The sequence below is a fragment of the Streptomyces sp. RK9 genome, assembly GCF_045070545.1.
Lineage (GTDB): Bacteria > Actinomycetota > Actinomycetes > Streptomycetales > Streptomycetaceae > Streptomyces > Streptomyces alboflavus.
The window spans coordinates 1,398,703-1,416,288 of sequence record NZ_CP173703.1; the positions used below are offsets into that span (position 1 = coordinate 1,398,703).

Consider the following 17,586-nt stretch of genomic DNA (forward strand, 5'->3'; position numbering starts at 1 on the left):
TCCACCCTGAGATCGTGGTCCACCTGGCCCGTTGTGACGGCAGCGCGGGGCATGCCGTGGAATTCGGCCGTCTCGGGGTCCTGCACGATGACGGTGCCGCCCTGCGTCCTGACCGCTTTCACGCCTTGGTCGCCGTCATCCCGGCGGGAGTGGCGTCGGCCCAGGACCCGACGTACACCGTGGAACCACAGCGCGCACGCAGGGACCGGCGCGAACCCTGACCGCCGCTACAGGCAGTCACGTAGCGCGGAGCCCCACAGTGTGAGCCCCTTGGAGAAGAGCTTCACTCGACGGAAGGACGTGTCATGCCCGCAGGATCGAACCGCAAGAGGGAACGTCAGTACGAGCACATCAAGGAAAGCGCACAAGAGCGGGGCGAATCCACGAAGAGGGCCAAGGAGATCGCCGCGCGCACAGTGAACAAGGAACGGGCCCGTGCCGGTGAATCCCGCACGGCCAGCCGCACCTCCACCAAAGACCCCAAGTCGGCATCACAGCGCGGCGGTGAACGCTCACACCAGGGAGCCCAGGGGCCCACCAGGGACCAACTCTACGCCGAGGCGCAACGCAAGGGTGTCAAGGGCCGTTCGTCGATGAACAAGGCGGAACTGGCCAAGGCCGTCGGCCGCTGAGCGCAGCATGCCGCGCGGGTGCACGGCCACGACAACTTCGGGCAGTGGCGCTCCCGTCACGACGAGACCGCCGACGCGGCCCTGGCCGGTCAGCAGGCGGATCTCGTCGTCCCCGACGGTGTCGCACCCATCCAGCCTCGGCTCGCCGAGGCCACCGCCTCAGGGCTGGAAGCCCACGATGCCCGGCAGCGCCAACGCGCCGAGTGCGGCCGTGCCCAGCACGAACCAGGCGACGTAGTCCCCGATGTGCCCCGAGTGCAGTCGTCGCAGAGGTTCTGCCCACGCGTACGGCTCCGTCGGCACCGTCCGCCGCACGGCGAAGGCGGCGCACCCTGCCGCGCACGCCGTGGACAGCGCGCCGCTGAGCAGGGTGGCGGGCGTCCAGTGCGGTACGGGGGCTTGCGGGCCGCCGAACGCCTGGCCGGTCCCTGCGGCCACGGCGGGCACGAGCCCCACGGCCAGCGCGCCCACCAGCAGCGCTCCGGGCACGGCCACCATCGGCAGAGGAACCCGCCGCCCCAGGGGTGCGCGTGTCTCGGGCTCCTCGTCCCCGGAGGTGGACGCGCGTGACGACGAGGGGTCCGGCCGCGGGCCCGCGCCCAGGAACACCCGTGCCCCGGCGCGCAGCGCAGCTGAGCCCGTGACGACGGAGACAACGAGGAACAGCACGGTGGTCGCTCCCCCCGAGGCCTCCTCGACCACGCCCTTGCCAGGCCTGTGCCGAAGGGCGGCAGGCCCGTCAGGGCCAGCGCGGCCATGCCGTAGAGCGCGGCGACGACCGGCAGCTCCTTCCCCTTGCCGTGCAGTTCACGTTCGTCCACGCTGCTGTAGCGGTCCAGCAAGATGCCGGTGCACGCGAACAGCGCGGCCTTGGCGCCCGCGTGTCCCAGCACGTAGAGGGCGACTCCTGCGGTCGGCTCGGGCCGCAGGAGACCGATCCCCACGAGGAAGAGCCCCGTGTGGGCGATCGTCGAGTACGCGAGCAGTCGCTTGATGTGGTGCTGCTGCCAGCACAGCAGCGCACCGAGCAGGGCCGTGACCGTCCCCAGACCGACGAGGCAATGGGTGAAGTCGGCCGCAGGCAGCCCACCGGGCCCCGCGAAGACGGTGGCGTAGACGCGCCAGACACCGTAGACGCCGAGTTCGACCATGACTCCGGAGAGCAGCATGCAGACCCGGTAGCCCGTCAGGGCGTACGCGACGACGCTCATCAACTCGAAGAAGACGAAGGCGTTGAAGAGATCACCCGTCAACGCGAATCCGCACATGCCCGCTTGGAAGAGCAGCACGAGCGACGGGAACGCTCCCTTGTGCCCCTTCGGCACTTCGTCGAAGTAGTGCCAGGAGTAGGCAAGTACGGCCACGGTCAGCAGGGAGACGAGCGTGGCGAGTCCCGTGCCCGGGGCATCGCCGACCAACACGATGCCCACGCTCCTCCCGTCGACGGGCTCCCATCCCCCGCCCCATTCCGTGACGCCCGGCGAGGAGTCCTTGAGGAGCAGGGCGGCGGGAGCCCGCCGCACGCCGAGCCGCTGTGGCTGCCGACGCCCCGGCCAGTGCGCAGCCGACTCCGACTGTCAGCTCCAGCGCACCGACGCCACTGATCAGAACGATCCACAGTGCGACAAGCACCACCCACCAGGACAGGAACTCCGCACCGGTACGGAGAGCTCCGGCGCGCCACCACGCCGTTCTCATGTCGTACGCGGGGAGAGTGTCAGGCGCGGCACAGGCAGAACGGGTGGCCCGCAGGGTCGGCATAGACGCGGAAACCGCGCTGACCGTCCTGGTCGTCCAGGTCCAGTGGCATGGCGCCGAGCGACAGCGCCTGGCTCTCTGCCGCTGCCATGTCCGTGACGTGAAAGTCGAGATGCAGTTGCTGGGAGTCGTCCGCGCGGGGCCACTGGGGCGGCTGGTGCCCCTCGGCTCGTTGGAAGGCGATGCGGTGGCCGCCCGGGACGTACAGGTCGTACCAATCTTCCCCGTCCTGCTTGATCTCTCCCCCGAGGAGGGCGGCGTAGAAGCCCGCCAGGGCAGCAGGATCAGGGCAGTCCACAGCGACGAGACAATATGTGGCTACGGGCACGGTGTTCTCCTTGTCCACGTCTGTGACACGTCTTTCGCCGGCTACGGGTGCCCTGAGCCGGGGCTCGCACACAGCGTTTCGATGCGAAATCCGAGGCACCATGTCAAAGCCGCTTCCAGACCCTGCGCGGGCGGCTGCCGAGAACACACTCTTCCACGCACTCCCACTTCAACGGCCCCACCCGGGCGCCTGCGTGTCGATGATCGGGCGGGTCCTTGGGAAAGGTGCTCAGGATCCGTCCAGGAGTGGAAGGAGGAAGTCGTCCCAGCGGATATAGGACGCCTCACAGCCAAGAGGAACTAGTCGCTGTGTGACGTACAACCACTCCGCGATCACGTCGAGTTCCGTCTCCACGACGGCACCGGCCTCTGCGGAGCCGAGACGTACGCGGACAAGAGCCGGACCGCTCAGCGGCCTGACGGGCCACACGGCGACCTCACCCAGGCCGTCGTGACGACGGAGTCCGAGCAGCAGCATTTCCCGGGACAGTGCCCAGCGAACCTCGGCGCCCTCTGCCGCAAGCTTGATGCGGACCGCATAGGGGTCGACAGCGCTGTAGCGCAGCTCCAGTGCCAGTGGTGCGGGCGGCCGGGTATTGCGCACCAGCCCGGCCCGGTGACGAAGTGTGGCGATCGGGTAGGGGTGCACCTCAATGCGGGTGACCGGCTCGGGCATGGTCTGATCACGCTTTCCACGGAGGCGGGTAGGGCTCGCTCAAACCTGTGACGCACCTCCCGGGTGCCCCGCTACGGACGAGCCATACAGGAGGCGCCCGGATCACCGCCGCAGGGTCGCACACCACTGCGGCGGGTCACGGAGAGAACCGCGCAGCGAACAATCAGCCAACAGACGCATCCACGGGGAAGGACTCTCCTCGATGGATCGGAAGAGTGTTGCACTGGGTTCGTTGATCAAGGATTCTGTGGATACAGGTCGCTCCCCCCAGCCCCCGTGGAGGCCCTCCTTGCCTATCGATGCCGGCCACCTTGGACATGGCCCCAACAAGGACGAAGTCACGGCCGAGCAGGTCGTGAAGCTCCGCGACGAGGTCCAGCATCTCAAGCATGCGGTGACCTCACACGAGACGGTCGACCAGGCCATCGGCGTCGTGCTGGCTCTTGGCCAGCTGTCGCCGGCCGAAGCATGGGACGTCCTGCGAGAGGTCTCCATGCAAACCAATGTCAAACTCCGTATCGTTGCCGAGCGCATCGTCGAGTGGGGGCGGACCGGGAGCCTTGATGATGCGTTGCGCGGCGAGTTGGAGCGCCAGCTCGACGTGCGCAAGAGGGAGCGGGCCACAGAGGACAGGGCGCAGGTCAGCGAGTGATCACGGACGCAGCTCGCAGATGCGTATTCGACGCGTGACCAGGTCCAGGGAAGAACGCACCACCTGATAGGTCCACCTGGTGGATACAGCAGTCGGACCGCCAAAAACCCTGTCGCCTGGCGCGCCTGCCCCTACCGCAAGCTCACCGAACGTCGCCAGCCCCCCGGCACGGGAGCGGATCTCCCAACCGGTCCCCCATCACGCCCTGTTGTTCGGAAGCTGGTCACTCCGCGGATGCTGACGTACGGCAGCGTGCGGTCGTGCTCGGCGATCGCCATCAGTGGCCCCTCCTTCCTCTCCAACTGGTTATGGACGGGGGCCAGTAGCGGCTGCGCCCGCGCAAGCGCCCGAGCCGCAGCGCTGGTTGAACGTGCACGCCGCCGCCGACGCAAACGAGCCGCAATGTACGCAACGTTCACATCGGCGCGCCGTGTTGACACAACTTGGTCAAGAAAGATCCGAGGACCGGCCGGTAATCGGAACACTCAGCCCTACACTGACCGCCGAACAACATCAGTAACTCGCACACCACTTCACCGACCCGTACACCCCGTCATCACCGCTCGCTCACCCTCGCAACGCGTTCACTCGCCGTTCACTCCTTAGTTTCCCTTCTTCGTCCCCTTCCTTCGTCCGCCGCGGAACACCCCCCACCCGCTCAGCCAGAGCCCAGAGGACCATGCCGATGCCGTTAGCCCGCCCGGTGTATCACCCGGCCGGTCACGACGCTCCCCTGCGTGCCGTGCTCCAGGACCTCAAGGCAGGCCGCTGGGTGTCGACGAGAAACCTGCTGACCGAGACCCCCGACTGGGGGCTGTGGACGCAGCGCACACAGATCCTTGCCGCGGCCGTCGCCGGCTCCGACGTGGTGCGCGCCTGGCTCGCCGAGGAGCCGCGCAGCGTCGCCGCGACGGTGCTCCACACCCGCGTCACGGTGGAGCGCGCCCTGCGCGCGCACCGCGCGGGCCACCGCCACACCAACGAGCTGTGGCGGGAGGCCAACGAGGCCTGCCGCGTCGCCTCGCAGACCACGCCGGAGGACCCCGTCCCGTGGATCTGTCTGCTGGCCCTCGCCCAGCTCGACGAGGGCCAGCGGTGGGACGAGCACCGGGTGGCCGCACCGGAGCCGATGCTCTTCCCCGGCCCCTGGCACATCCTCGCCGAGGCCGACAAGCGCGACCCGGGCAACCGCGAGGCGTACCACCGCATGCTGCAGTTCGCGTACCACCGCAGGCCGGGAGCGCCGCTGACGGAGGCGGTCAACTTCGTGCACTGGGCGTCCGCCGCGGCCCCCGCGGGCTCGGCGCTGCACGTCCTGCCGCTGTACGCGCGCGTGGAGCGCTACCGCCGCGAGGGCGGCAACGAGCGCGCCCTGGACCTGCACTGGGTCGCGGAGGACGCCACCCGCAGCGCCCTCAGGGCGCTCCAGCTGTGGTTCGACCACGCGCGGCCGGAGTCGACGTCACTGCTCGACCTCAACTACCTGGCGCACGCGCTGTGGGGAGCCCACCAGTTCCACGACGCGGTCCGGGTGTTCGAGGCGCTCGACCCCTTCTACACGACCGTGCCGTGGACGTACCGCACGCACGCGCCCGGTGACGCGGACGCGGCCGCGGAGGCCTTCGTCCAGGCCCGCGCGCGCTGCTACCACGCGGCCCGCGGCCCCGGCACCGGCCCGCACGGCTGAGCCTCCTCCCCCCTCCCCCCTCCCCCCCCGCGTTCACAGAGACCCCACACCCCCCGCACCCCCGCACCCCCCGCTCTTCCCCCGGAGGTTCACCAGTGTCCCGCACCACCGTGTCGAGCTCCGTCCCGGCGCCAGCGCTCCCGGACGAGGAACAACGGCTCCGAGAGCTCGGCTACCAGCCCGTCCTGGCCCGCCGCATGGGCGGGTTCGGCAACTTCGCCATCAGCTTCTCCGTCATATCCATCCTGTCCGGCTGCATGACGCTGTACGGGTTCGGCCTCGGCACCGGCGGCCCCGCCGTGATGATGTGGGGCTGGGCGGGCGTCGGTCTGATGGTGCTCTTCGTGGGTCTCGCCCTCGCCGAGGTCACCAGCGCCTATCCGACGTCGGGCGCCCTCTACTACATGGCGGACCGGCTCGGCGGGCGCCGCTGGGGCTGGTACACGGGGTGGCTGAACCTGCTCGGCCTGCTCGGCGCGATCGCGGGTATCGACTACGGCGCGGCCCTGTTCAGCGGCGCACTGCTCAGCATGCATACCGACTTCACGCCGACGGCCGGATCCACGTTCGTCATCTTCCTGTGCATCCTGCTCCTGCACGCGCTCCTGAACCTCTTCAACGTGCGTCTGGTCAGCCTCTTCAACTCCATCTCCGTGTGGTGGCACCTCGGCGGTGTCGCGGTGATCGTCGGTGTCCTCGCGATCGTCCCCGACAGCCACCAGTCGCCGTCGTTCGTCTTCGGCGAGTTCGTCAACGACACGGGCTGGTCGAGCCCGATGTACGTGGCGATGATCGGCCTGCTCCTCGCGCAGTACACGTTCTCCGGGTACGACGCGTCGGCGCACCTGTCGGAGGAGACCTCCAACGCCTCGGTGACGGCGGCCAAGGGCATCGTGCGGGCCATCTGGGTCTCCTGGATCGCCGGTTTCGTGCTGCTCGCCGGTCTCACCTTCGCGATCCAGGACTACGTCGGCACCCAGGAGAGCGCGACCGGCGTGCCCCCGGCGCAGATCTTCATCGACGGGCTCGGCACGTCCGGTGCCACCGCCCTGATGCTCATCGTGATCGTGGCGCAGCTGTTCTGCGGCAACGCGGAGACGGCCGCGGCCAGCCGCATGGTGTTCGCGTTCAGCCGTGACAACGCCCTGCCAGGATCGAAGCTCTGGCGCAAGGTCAGCCCGAAGACGCAGACGCCGGTGCCCGCCGTCTGGCTCTCGGTGGGCCTCGCGGCCGTCATCGCGCTGCCCTCGCTGTACTCCAAGACGGCGTACGGCGCGGTCACGGCCATCAACGTCATCGGCATCACGCCCGCCTACGCGATCCCGGTCCTCCTTCGCCTGCGGGCGGGCGACCGCTTCCAGCCCGGGCCGTGGAACCTCGGCAAGTGGAGCAAGCCCGTCGGCTGGATCGCGGTGGTCTGGGTCGGCTTCGTGACCGTCCTGTTCTGCCTGCCGCAGGCGTCGCCGGTGAACGTCGAGTCGATGAACTACGCGTCGATCGCCCTCGCCGTCGTCCTGATCCTCGCCACCGTCTGGTGGTTCGTGGCGCGGCGCTCCTACAGCACGCCGTCGGCGTACGGCACCGACAAGGAGCAGGCGGAGATCGCGGAGGACATCGTCTGACCGGTCGGCCGGGTCGTTCGGCACCGGACGAAAAGGGGCGGTCCACCGGGTGGACCGCCCCTTCACTCTGTCAGGAACCCTGTCGTCTCAGGATGTTCAGACGGCCTCCCACAGGGCGGGGACGTTCGGGGGCTCCCAGCCCGGGTAGGCGGTGTGCCCCTGCACGCAGCGGTAGCGGACGCCTTCGTACGTCACCACGTCCCCGGCCGCGTAGGTCTCCCCCAGCTTCCAGGTGGTCTCGCCACCGCCGTCGCCGGGCACGGTGAGGGTGTAGGTGGTGGTGTGCGTGGTCTTCCCCGCACCCGTGAAGGTCAGGGTGTAGGTGCCCTGGGCGGTGCCCGCGGCGACCTCGACCGAGGCGGTCGCGGACTCGCCGGAGGTCACGGACTCCGGGCTGAGGGACACGCTGACGCCGGCCGGGGCGCCCGAGGCAGTGAGGGCCACCTTCTGCGGCGCACCGGCCGTGGTGGCGGTGGCGACGGTGACCTTGGCGGACGAGCCGGGCTCGACGGTGCCCGAGGACGGGTTGGCGGAGATCGAGAAGTCGTCCACCGGGGTGGGCGTGTCACCCACCGCCGTCTTCCAGATCGTGTACGCGACACCGTCCGCGCTGCGGTCCAGGGCGGTGGCGTTGATGTTGGCGGTGGTGTCGCAGGCGGAGTGGTAGCAGGAGTCGTAGGCGCGGCCCGCGGTGCCGCCCCACTTCGCGGCCTCCGCCGCGGACTTCGTGGCCGAGGCGCCGGTGGCGTAGCCGGAGGTGGCGATGCCGACCCGCTGGAAGGAGGCGTCGTCGGAGCGGCCCCGGCCCTCGACGTTCTCCTGCGGGGCGAGGTTGAGCGAGTTCCAGTACTCCCTCATCGGCGCCGAGGCGGCGGAGTTCACGTTGTTGATGAAGTAGCCGGCGTTGGTCGAGCCGACCATGTCGAAGTTGTAGTACGCCTTGATCTTGGCGCGCTCGGCGGCGGGGAGCGAGGAGGCGTAGTAGTCGGAGCCGTTCAGGCCCTGCTCCTCGTCGGTCCACCAGGCGAAGCGGACCCGGTTCTTCATGGTCGGGTTGTTCTGCGCCAGGGAGAGCGCCGCCTCCAGGATGGTGCCGGATCCTGAGCCGTTGTCGTTGATGCCGGGCCCGGCGGACACGCCGTCGAGGTGCGCGCCGAACATGTAGACGCTGTTGGCGTCGCCGTGCGGCCACTCGGCGATCAGGTTGTTGCCCGCGCCCGCGGAGCACCCGGAGGCGCACGTCTGCTCGGTGACGGTGTAACCGGCGGCCTGGAGCTTGCCCTTGACGTAGGCGAGCGAGGCCCGGTAGCCGGGTCCGGTGGCCCGGCGGTTGCCGCCGTTCTGCGAGGCGATGGTGTTGAACTGGGTCAGGTGCTCGCGCACCTTGGCCACGTCGACGTCCGGCGGCTGCGTCGGGTTGCCGCCGCCTCCGACCGTCAGCGTGTACTGGGCGGTGTGCGTCTTGGCGCCCGCGGTGCCCGTGACGGTGATCGGATAGGTGCCGGCCTTCGCGGACTGCGCGGCGGTGACCTTCATGGTGGCGTCGGAGCCGGAGGTGACGGTCCCGGGGGTGAACGCGACGTCGACACCCGTCGGGGCGCCCGACGAGGTCAGCGTGATCTGCTGGGCGCTGCCGGTGACGGTGGTCGTGTTGACCGTGGCGTTGGCCGTGGCGCCCGGGTCGACCTGGCCCGAGGCCGGGTTCAGCCCGAGGGAGAAGTCGTTCTGCTGCCCGGTGCAGGTGGGGTCACCGCTCTGGGTGGGAATGCTGATGGCGTCCCAGGCCGCCTTGGTGGCCTCGAACAGGCCGCAGCTCGCGTCCAGGTTCTTCGCCGAGGTCAGGGTGGCGGTGCGGTAGCGCTTGTACGTCATGCCGCTGGTCTTGAGCAGCATGGCGCCGTAGAAGATCTTGCCGGCGTTCTGGATGCCCACGCCGGTCACGGTCTTCTGGTTGCAGGTGGGGCTGGTGGGCTTGCCGCCGCCGGGGTTGGAGCCCTCGGCCAGGAGATAGAACCAATGGTTCATCGGCCCGGCCGCCTTGTGCTCCTCGGTCGAGGGGATCGAGGAGTTGTAGCAGTTGGGGTCGTTGTTGATGCGGCTCGGGTCGTACATGTTGCGGATCGGGCCGCGGCCCTGGAGGTTGACCATCTCGCCGACGGTGAAGTCGGGGGTGTCGTACGGCGCGGACTGGTTGGCGTACGCCTCGGTCAGCGCGCCCATGATGTCGCCGGTGGCCTCGCCGAGGCCCCGCTCGTTGTTGGCGCCGCCCGGGGTGTTGGAGTCCAGGCCGTGGCCGAACTCGTGGGCGACCACGTCCATTCCGGCGATCCACTCGTTGGCCGTGTTGCGGCCGATGGTGACGGTGGAGCCGTCCCAGTAGGCGTTCAGCTCGTTGAGGCCCACGCGCACCGGCCAGCTGCGGCCGTTGCCGTCGTGGCCGTTGCGGCCGAACCACTCCTTGAACATGTTCCACTGCTTCTGCGCCGCGAACATGACGTCGACGCAGCCGGTTTCCTTGCTCTTGGGGTCGCCGGTGCCCCATTCGTCGGTGGTCTTGGTGAACAGGCCGCCGCTGTAGTCCGAGCACTGCAGGCCGGGGCGGGTGGTGTCGCGCAGGACGTAGTTGTTGCCCGACCGGGAGGTGTCGATGGTCAGCGGGCTCGGGCCGTTCCACTTGCTGCGTCCGGTGCCCGCGCGCACGTCGTCGTAGGTGTCGACGACCTTGCCGGTGCGGGCGTTCACGAAGACGTGCAGCTTGCTGGGGTCGCCCGCCTTGGACCTGCCGGTCAGCACGGTCTCCCAGGCGAGCGTGGGGGCGTCGTCCTTGACCCGGACGACCAGGCGTCCGGAGTCGACCTTCTTGACCGACGCGAGTCTCGCGCGGCTGGTCTTCACCGCCTGCGCGGCCTTCACCCGCGCCTTGGTGCCGACCGAGATCCGGGCGTCGGTGGCGGCGTGGACGGACCGCACCTTGCCCTTGCCGTCGGCGAGGACCACGGCGTCGCCGCCCACCACCGGCAGTCCCCGGTAGGTGCGTTCGTAGGCGACGGAGTACAGGCCCTTGCCGAAGCGCGTGACCTGCTGCCGGTCGTACTGTTCCTCGGGCCCCTTGGCGAGTGCGTCGAGGCCGCTCTGCGCCGCCTGGTCGGCGGCGGCGACGGCCTTCGCGAGGGGGTCCGGCTTGCCCTCCGGGGGCGAGGTGCGCGCCGTGGCCGATGCCAGGGTCGTCGGCGCCACCACCCCTCCGAGTACCAGGGCCAGGGTTATCCCGGCCGCTGCGGTCTTTCTGGGCATCTCGGCTCCTTGTGAGAGGTGTGGAAACCCTGTTCAGCCGGCGGGATCCGGACGCGGCGGACTCCGGTGCCCAGTACCGCCCTTAACTGACCGTGACATGACACAAATAGGGCTGGCGGAACCCTCACACCCCGCCGGATCGTGGTCAATGAATTCCGGCCGCCCGGCACGCCCTGGCAAGAACTGGCAAGTCCCGCCGCACGGACCGGCCCCGGCTCACCCCGACGCGTCCCCGAGCCGCTCCCTGCGCTCCCGGACCTCCGGCAGGTCTCCCCAGCGCCCGGCGATCCTGCTCCGCAGTCCGCGCAGCTCGGCGGCGATCATCAGTTCCCGGGAGCGCATCGCCTCGGCGAGGACCGGCTGCGCCAGGGCGACCGCCGCGACCGGGTCACCGGCACACGCCCAGCTGTCCGCGAGCCGCAGGGTGAGCAGCACTCGGGTGGTGCGCATCAGGGGCGGCAGGAGCGCGCACGACTGCGCGGTGGCCTCGATCGCGCGCCGGGCCGCGGCCCGGTCACCGGTCGCCGCCGACAGGTCGCGCAGCGCGCCGCCGATCGCGGACTCCAGGCGCAGCACGCCCTCCGCGCCGGCGAGCCAGGGCACCTCCAGACGGTCCCGGTCGTCCAGGCGCGCGAACCTGCGCCGGGCCGACGTGATGTGGCGCCTGCACTCGGCGGCGTCCTGGCGCAGCGCGTACGCCCGCGCCTGATAGAGGTCCCCGAGCAGCGCCATCCAGCGCCGCTTGGCGTCGACCGCGCCGATCGCCTCCGCGTACACGAGCGTCGACGCGATGTCGCCGTCGAGCCGGACCAGGGTGCACACGTCGCTCAGCAGGGTCGCCCGGGCCGACGCGTCCTGGACGGCGTCCGCCCACCGCAGGCCCTGCCCGAACCAGGCCATGGCGACGCCGCTCTGCCCCTGCTCCATCCGCAGCCGCCCGGCGACCTGGGCGTACTGCGCGGCGAGCCGCAACTGCCCGTACGGCAGGCGGCCCGCGGAGTCGACCGCCTCGGCCCAGCGCACGACGCCGCGCAGGAGCCGTTCCACGGTCGCCGCGCACGCGCCCGTCGGCTGGACGAACGCCTCCCGGATCAGACAGGCGAGGCAGGCGGTGAGGCCGTGCAGCAGGTCTGACTCCGCGCCGGCCGCCTCGCCCGCGCCGTCGAAGGGCCCGGTCGCCCCCTTGAGGAGGACCGCCGCCTCGCTCTGGTCGGGCACGGCGCACCCCGCCGTGCCGTGCAGCGGGCAGGCGAGCCCCTCGGCCGGGAGCCGGTCGGGCCACCAGGAGAAGACCGGGGGCGTCTCGTCGCCGGGCGAGTCCGCTCCGGGGAGCGGGGAGAACAGCGTGGGGGCCGTGAGGTTCCGGCCGGGCGCCGGGGGGACGTGGCGCGGCGCGGCGAGGGCCGCCGCGAGCCGGCCGCCGGTCTCCAGGACGACGTCGAGCCGGCACACCAGGCCGAAGGGCGGCTCCCGCAGCCCCCCTTCGAGCCTGCTGATGAAGGTGTGGTGGTACCCCACCCTCCTGCCGAGCTGCACCTGGGTCAGCCCGGCCCGTCGGCGGTGACAGCGAAGCTGCCGCCCGAACTCGGCCCAACCCGGCTCAACCGTCTCCGAAACCCCGGCGGACATGGCGGACATGGCCCCTCCCCAGCAGGCCCGACCGGGCCTGCGCCCTGGGGGCAGTGTGGCACCGGAGGTTGGTATGGACCAATACCCTCACATGCCAAATCCCCTTAAGGAATGCGGTCGTTGAGGATCCGCTGGAACAGCCGGTGGTCGCGCCAGGCGCCGTTGATGTGCAGGTACTCGCCGGCGAGCCCGAACTCCTCGAAGCCGCACTTGGCGAGGACGCGCTGCGACGCGGAGTTCTCCAGGAGCGTGCCGGCCTCCACGCGGTGCAGGCCGAGGCGCTCGTCGGCGGACCGGCACACGGCCCTCGCGGCGGCGGTGGCGAGGCCGCGCCCCGCGTACGTGACATCGATCCAGTAGCCCAGGTTGGCGCTGAGGAGCGGGCTGGGAGAGATGTGCGAGAGCGTGATGGCACCCGCGACCTCTCCCGCGCCCTCGTCCCACAGCAGCCACGGCGCCACCAGGCCCACCGCGCTCTTCTCCGCCTGGGCCCGCAGCCGCTCCGCCTGGCCCTCGGTGGAGTAGAAGGACTCGGGGCGGACCGGGTCCCAGGGGCTGAGGTGGTCGCGGCTGCGGCGGAAGGCGCGGGCCAGCACCTCGGCGTCGTCCAGGGACGCGGGGCGAAGGACGACGTCGTCGGTGAGCCGCTCGGTCTCCGTGATCAGGGGGTGCACCGCCTCACATCCCGCCGGCGACGCGCAGGACCGCGCCCGTCGTGTACGACGCGTCGTCCGACAGGAGCCACGCGACGGCGCCGGAGATCTCCTCGGGCCGTCCCGAGCGGCCCATGGGGATGGTGGGGGCGAGCTTCGCCGGGCGCTCGGGGTCCTCGTGGAACTCGGTCCAGATGACGCCGGGGGCCACGCAGTTGACGCGGATGCCGAGCGGGGCGACCTCCTTGGCGAGGCCCACGGTCATGGTGTCCGTGGCGGCCTTGGTGGCGGCGTAGTGGACGTACTGGCCGGGGCTGCCGAGGGTGGCCGCGCCGGAGGAGATGTTCACGATGGCGCCGCCGCCGGTGCGGGTCATGTCGCGGACGGCGCGGCGGGCGCACAGCAGATAGCCGAGGACGTTCACGTCGATGGCGCGGCGCATGCCCTCGGCGTCGGCCTCGGCCAGGGGGCCGTTGGGGCCGCTGACGCCCGCGTTGTTCACCAGGCCGGTGACGGTGCCGAGTTCGGCCGCGGCCGTCTCGAACAGCCGGTCCACGTCCTTCTCGTCCGTGGTGTCCAGGCGGACGGCGACACAGCGGCGGCCGGTCGCCCGGACGGCCTCCGCCGTGCGCTCGGCGGCCCGCTCGTCGGAGCGGTAGCCGACGGCGACGTCGTGGCCGTCCCGCGCGAGCCGCAGGGCGACGGCGGCGCCGATGCCTCGGGTGCCGCCGGTGACGACGGTGACGTGCTGGTTCATGGGGCCTCCGCCCGGGGTCGTCGGAGCAGGGGTCACGCGGGGAGGCTGTCCATGAAGCTGCTCACGGAGAAGACCGCGTTGCCGGGGCCCGCGGGGCCGTATCCGGGCGGCGAGGTGAGGCCGAACTCCTCCATGGTCGCGCGGTACTCCTGGAGCAGCCGCACGTGGTACTCCAGGGGCGCGCCCAGCGGGTTGGCCTTGCCGAGCGGCGTCGTCGGCTCCGGGCACCAGGTGGTGAACCGGGGCGTGATGCCGTGCGCCATGAAGTAGCGCAGGCCCTCGACGGTGGAGTCGATGGCCTCGTCGACCGTCTTGAACCCGAAGGGCTCGGCCATCTCGACGCCCGCGACGAAGTTCGGGATGACGTTGCGCGGTCCGAACACCTCGGCGGAGTCCAGGATGCGGCGGTGCCACTCGTCGCGGCCGACGTAGCGCTCCTTGCCGGGGCAGTAGCGCTCGAACAGATACGGGTCCCACACCTCGTAGTTGGGGTGGTAGATGCGCACGCCGTAGTCGTGGAAGCGCTGCACGTCCTCCTTGGGCAGCGCCTGCGCGACGACCTTGCCGATCCAGCGTCCGGGGAAGCGCTCCTCGATGGCCTTCGCGTACTGGCCGTAGAAGTCGGCCTCGTCCTTGCCGCCGATCGTCGAGGTGACCGCGCCGCCGGTGAGGGTGTACGCCGTGGAGGTCGTCGCGGTGTCGTACTTGTCGATGATCTCCAGCGCCTCCAGGACCTCCTCGACGGGCTTGACGCCCGTGTAGGGGCGGCCCGCGGCCTTGTGCTGGCGCCAGTTGTGGTTGATGTCGCAGTACTGGCACTCCTCCTTGGCGCCGAAGTACTGGCAGACGCGGAAGACCGTGAGGTAGACGAGGTAGCCCCACTGGATGGTCGGGGCGACCTCCATCACGGACTTGCCGTTGGCGAGCTTGTGCCGGTAGTAGTCCGGCATCGGCGGCAGGCCCACGTCGGAGATGCGCCGGCCGTCCAGGTAGAGGCCGAGCAGTCCGTCGGCGTCGGCGGCGACGCGGTAGGGCGAGGACGGGTTCACCCGCACCGACACCACCGTGCGGCGCAGCTCGTAGGGGCCGCCGGTGAGGACGATCTCCTCCGGCGGGCGGCGCAGCGCGGCCTCGCCCAGCTCCGGCAGGGTGCCGTGGTCGAAGGAGAAGATGAAGTACGACTTCGGCTTGATGTCGCCGGAGGCCTCGTTGGCGCTGTCGCTGAGCGCCGACTCGTCGAAGGCGATCCCGCCGCGCAGCAGGTCCTCCTTGATGACGGCCTCGCGCGGCACCTGGGAGTGCCGCTGCATGAGTCCTTCGATCAGCTCCGTACGCCTGGGCATGGGGCGGGCACCTCGGATCCTGTAGAGCTTTGACGTTGTTTGTCTAATTACGTCCGGTTTACGGCCGCGCCCGGGACCACCGTGCGCAAGGTCCACGCTAATACCGGCGGTTCCGTCGCCGAATCCGCCTCCGGTCCGGACCTCGCTCCGTCTCTGGTCCCACGGGGTGGATCCCGGGAACCCGGCCGCCCGGCCTGCGCGTTCTCCAAGTCACCGCACCCGGGTCACGGGACCCGGGCGGTCCGGCCCGCACCGAAGCGCAGGGGGAGCCCATGAACGACCTGGTGGCGGGAGGCAATCTGCCCCTGCCGGACGGCCCCCTCACGCTCCGCGTGCCCGGCCCCTTCGACCTGTCCGTGCTGATCACGGGCGACAGCGGCAAGGTCGCGGGCGACGCCGACTTCGTCTTCTACAACCAGCCCGCCGCGTCCGGCGCCCGCCTCAGCGGCGACACGGTGACGGTCGACGCCCGCCGCCTGCGCCCCGGTGCGAGCCGGGTCACCGTCGTCGTCAGCCCCGCCGAGCCCGGCACCGCGCTCGGGCGGCTGCCCTCGATAGCCCTCCAGGTCAGCAGCGTGCGCGGGGAGGCCATCGCCCGCTTCACACCGCCGCGCGCGCAGCACGAGACGGTGCTCCTGCTCGCCGAGATCTACCGTCGCGGCACGGGCTGGAAGCTGCGCGCGCTCGGACAGGGGTACGCGGACGGCCTCGCCGGTGTGGCCAGGGACTTCGGCCTGGACGTGACCGATGACACACCACCTCCACCTCCGGCTCCGGCTCACGCTCCGGCGTCCCGGCAGCCCCCGGTCCCCGCGTCCCGACAGCCCGCCCCTCCGCCCCGGGCCCCTGTTCCCCCGCCCCCGCCCCGCGCGGCGGCCCGCCCCGGCCGCCCCGCGCCGCACGCCCCGCCTCCCCCGGCGGCGGACCCCTTCCTCGCCCTCGTGAACGCCGCGCGGGCCCGCGCCGGTGTCCCGCCCGTGCAGGGTGACCCTCGCCTCACCGAGGCCGCCCGCGCGCACGCCGCCGCGATGGCGGCGCGGGGCGAGCTCGGCTCCGAGGGCGCGGACGGCGTCTCGCTGCACCAGCGCGTCACCGCGGGGGGCTTCGCGTATCTGGCGATCGGCGAGCACCTGGTGTCGGGCCCGCGCACCCCGGCCGACTTCCTCGACTACTGCCTGGGCGACGACCGCTCCCGGCAGACCGTCCTGGAGCGCGCCTACAGCCACGTCGGCGTGGCCTCCGTGCCGCACGCACGCTCCGGGGACGTCTTCTGGACGGCGCTGTGGGCCGAGCCGTACTCTCCGCAGGGCCTGGCGAGGACGGCGGCCGACGTCCTCGCCCGCACCAACGCCCACCGGGCGGCGGCCGGGCTGCGGCCCCTGGCCCCCGACCCGCGCCTGACCGCCGCCGCCCAGGCCCACAGCGCCGACATGGTCGCCCGCGCCTTCTACTCCCACACCGCGCCGGACGGCAGCGAGCCCTGGCACCGCGCCGCCGCCGCGGGCAGCGCGCACCGCGCGGTCGGCGAGAACATCGCCTGCGGCCAGCGCTCGGCCGCGGAGGTCGTCGAGGGCTGGATGAACAGCCCCGGCCACCGCGCCAACATCCTCAAGCCCGCCTTCACCCACCTCGGCGTGGGCTTCGCGGGCGGGGGTCCGGCGGGGACGTACTGGACGCAGCTCTTCGGGGGTTAGGGCGCGGTTCCCGGGGCGGGTGTCCGGACAGCGCCGAAGCGCGCAGCCGGGGGCCGTCGCCTTTGACGGCCGCCCGGCCACGCGCCCGGACCGGTGCTCCGCGCCCGGCGGATCCGCCCCCCGTAGAGCGGATCCGCCGGGCCACCGGCCCTCGCCGGTCCGTTCCTCAGCGGTCCCTGGTCCTCAGTAGTTCAGGACCGAGCTGACCCGGTCGTTCCAACCGCCGCGCATGGCCTTCTCGTAGTGGTTGGCGTTGGTGTTGCCCGGATACCAGTGGCCGCGGCCCCCGTTGTGCTCCGCCAGGTGCGCCTTGCAGCTGCCGGTGCGGTACGACGACGTCTTGTCGTTGAAGTTGTAGCGGTCGAGGTTCTGGTAGGCGCCGCCCTTGTCGTAGAACTTCAGGTCCCGGCCACGGCCGTCGTTGTGCTCGTACACGTGCAGCGGACGCGCGCAGGACGCCGCCGCGACCGCCGGCGTCTGCCGTGCCGACAGCTTCGCCGCGTGCGCGTCACGCTCGGCCGCCGTGCGGAAGCACGAGACGGTGTCCTGGCCCCGCCACACGACGCACGCCTTGGCCGCCCCCCAGTCCTGGGACAGGTCGATCTTCCTGCCCTCGAAGGTGGCGAGGTTGGCGCTCCCGCGGGACGGCGGGTCCGCCTGCGCGGTCGCCTGCAAGCCGCCGACGAGCCCGAGGGTCAGTCCGGTGGCCGCGAGGATCGTCGCGGCCTTCCTGTGCTTGAGCATGTTTCTCCCGTTGTGTGGTTCAGTCGATTCCTTCGCGCCGGGTCCGACGGAGTGGTCACTTCCGTCGGCCCCGGCGCCTCGTTGCTCCGACGCTCCGTTGCTCCGGCGTCTTCCTGCG

The 17,586-nt window shown here is 71.2% G+C and carries 13 protein-coding genes and 2 pseudogenes; 5 read left to right on the forward strand and 10 right to left on the reverse strand.

Annotated elements, in window-relative coordinates; translation table 11 throughout:
• Positions 1 to 2: 2 nt before the first annotated feature.
• A pseudogene (locus tag AB6L24_RS05400) lies at positions 3 to 191 on the reverse strand (chemotaxis protein CheB); the annotation flags it as partial.
• A 114-nt stretch (positions 192 to 305) separates the two neighbouring features.
• Here AB6L24_RS05400 and AB6L24_RS05405 point away from each other — a divergent pair.
• Positions 306 to 632 (forward strand): plasmid stabilization protein, encoded by a 327-nt coding sequence (locus AB6L24_RS05405; RefSeq protein WP_405652667.1) that lies wholly within the window; start codon positions 306 to 308, stop codon positions 630 to 632.
• A 159-nt stretch (positions 633 to 791) separates the two neighbouring features.
• On the opposite strand, the pseudogene AB6L24_RS05410 reads toward AB6L24_RS05405, so the two are convergent.
• The 3 genes and pseudogenes from AB6L24_RS05410 to AB6L24_RS05420 form a co-directional block, all read right to left on the reverse strand.
• Positions 792 to 2,140: pseudogene (locus tag AB6L24_RS05410) on the reverse strand (complex I subunit 5 family protein); the annotation flags it as partial.
• Positions 2,141 to 2,349: 209 nt separating this feature from the next.
• Positions 2,350 to 2,718 carry a VOC family protein gene (locus AB6L24_RS05415; protein WP_405652670.1) on the reverse strand — a complete coding sequence of 123 codons (369 nt, stop codon included), beginning with the start codon at positions 2,716 to 2,718 and terminating at the stop codon, positions 2,350 to 2,352.
• A gap of 228 nt (positions 2,719 to 2,946) precedes the next feature.
• Complete coding sequence (locus tag AB6L24_RS05420; RefSeq protein WP_405652673.1) at positions 2,947 to 3,393, reverse strand: SsgA family sporulation/cell division regulator; 447 nt, start codon at positions 3,391 to 3,393, stop codon at positions 2,947 to 2,949.
• 289 nt (positions 3,394 to 3,682) lie between these two features.
• Between AB6L24_RS05420 and AB6L24_RS05425 the strand changes: the two genes are divergently transcribed.
• The 3 genes from AB6L24_RS05425 (at position 3,683) to AB6L24_RS05435 (ending at position 7,354) form a co-directional block, all read left to right on the forward strand.
• Positions 3,683 to 4,045 carry an ANTAR domain-containing protein gene (locus tag AB6L24_RS05425; protein WP_405652675.1) on the forward strand — a complete coding sequence of 121 codons (363 nt, stop codon included), beginning with the start codon at positions 3,683 to 3,685 and terminating at the stop codon, positions 4,043 to 4,045.
• Positions 4,046 to 4,724: 679 nt separating this feature from the next.
• Positions 4,725 to 5,732 carry a hypothetical protein gene (locus AB6L24_RS05430; protein WP_405652677.1) on the forward strand — a complete coding sequence of 336 codons (1,008 nt, stop codon included), beginning with the start codon at positions 4,725 to 4,727 and terminating at the stop codon, positions 5,730 to 5,732.
• Positions 5,733 to 5,827: 95 nt separating this feature from the next.
• Positions 5,828 to 7,354 carry an amino acid permease gene (locus AB6L24_RS05435; protein WP_380889072.1) on the forward strand — a complete coding sequence of 509 codons (1,527 nt, stop codon included), beginning with the start codon at positions 5,828 to 5,830 and terminating at the stop codon, positions 7,352 to 7,354.
• 96 nt (positions 7,355 to 7,450) lie between these two features.
• On the opposite strand, the gene AB6L24_RS05440 is transcribed toward AB6L24_RS05435, so the two are convergent.
• The 5 genes from AB6L24_RS05440 to AB6L24_RS05460 form a co-directional block, all read right to left on the reverse strand.
• Positions 7,451 to 10,648 (reverse strand): M20/M25/M40 family metallo-hydrolase, encoded by a 3,198-nt coding sequence (locus tag AB6L24_RS05440; RefSeq protein ID WP_405652679.1) that lies wholly within the window; start codon positions 10,646 to 10,648, stop codon positions 7,451 to 7,453.
• A 216-nt stretch (positions 10,649 to 10,864) separates the two neighbouring features.
• Positions 10,865 to 12,286: a helix-turn-helix domain-containing protein gene (locus tag AB6L24_RS05445; protein WP_405652681.1), complete on the reverse strand. Its 1,422-nt coding sequence runs from the start codon at positions 12,284 to 12,286 to the stop codon at positions 10,865 to 10,867.
• Between the two features lie 95 nt (positions 12,287 to 12,381).
• Positions 12,382 to 12,942: a GNAT family N-acetyltransferase gene (locus tag AB6L24_RS05450; protein WP_405657050.1), complete on the reverse strand. Its 561-nt coding sequence runs from the start codon at positions 12,940 to 12,942 to the stop codon at positions 12,382 to 12,384.
• Between the two features lie 13 nt (positions 12,943 to 12,955).
• A complete protein-coding gene (locus AB6L24_RS05455; RefSeq protein ID WP_405652683.1) occupies positions 12,956 to 13,687 on the reverse strand; it encodes an SDR family NAD(P)-dependent oxidoreductase in 732 nt (243 codons plus the stop codon).
• A 32-nt stretch (positions 13,688 to 13,719) separates the two neighbouring features.
• Positions 13,720 to 15,030 (reverse strand): radical SAM protein, encoded by a 1,311-nt coding sequence (locus AB6L24_RS05460; protein ID WP_405652685.1) that lies wholly within the window; start codon positions 15,028 to 15,030, stop codon positions 13,720 to 13,722.
• A 272-nt stretch (positions 15,031 to 15,302) separates the two neighbouring features.
• On the opposite strand from AB6L24_RS05460, the gene AB6L24_RS05465 reads away from it, so the two are divergent.
• Complete coding sequence (locus tag AB6L24_RS05465) at positions 15,303 to 16,724, forward strand: CAP domain-containing protein (RefSeq protein ID WP_405652687.1); 1,422 nt, start codon at positions 15,303 to 15,305, stop codon at positions 16,722 to 16,724.
• A gap of 183 nt (positions 16,725 to 16,907) precedes the next feature.
• Here the strand turns inward: AB6L24_RS05465 and AB6L24_RS05470 are convergent, their stop codons facing one another.
• The gene (locus tag AB6L24_RS05470; RefSeq protein WP_405652689.1) at positions 16,908 to 17,468 is read right to left on the reverse strand and encodes a hypothetical protein; all 561 of its coding nucleotides are present in this window, start codon (positions 17,466 to 17,468) and stop codon (positions 16,908 to 16,910) included.
• Positions 17,469 to 17,586: the final 118 nt, after the last annotated feature.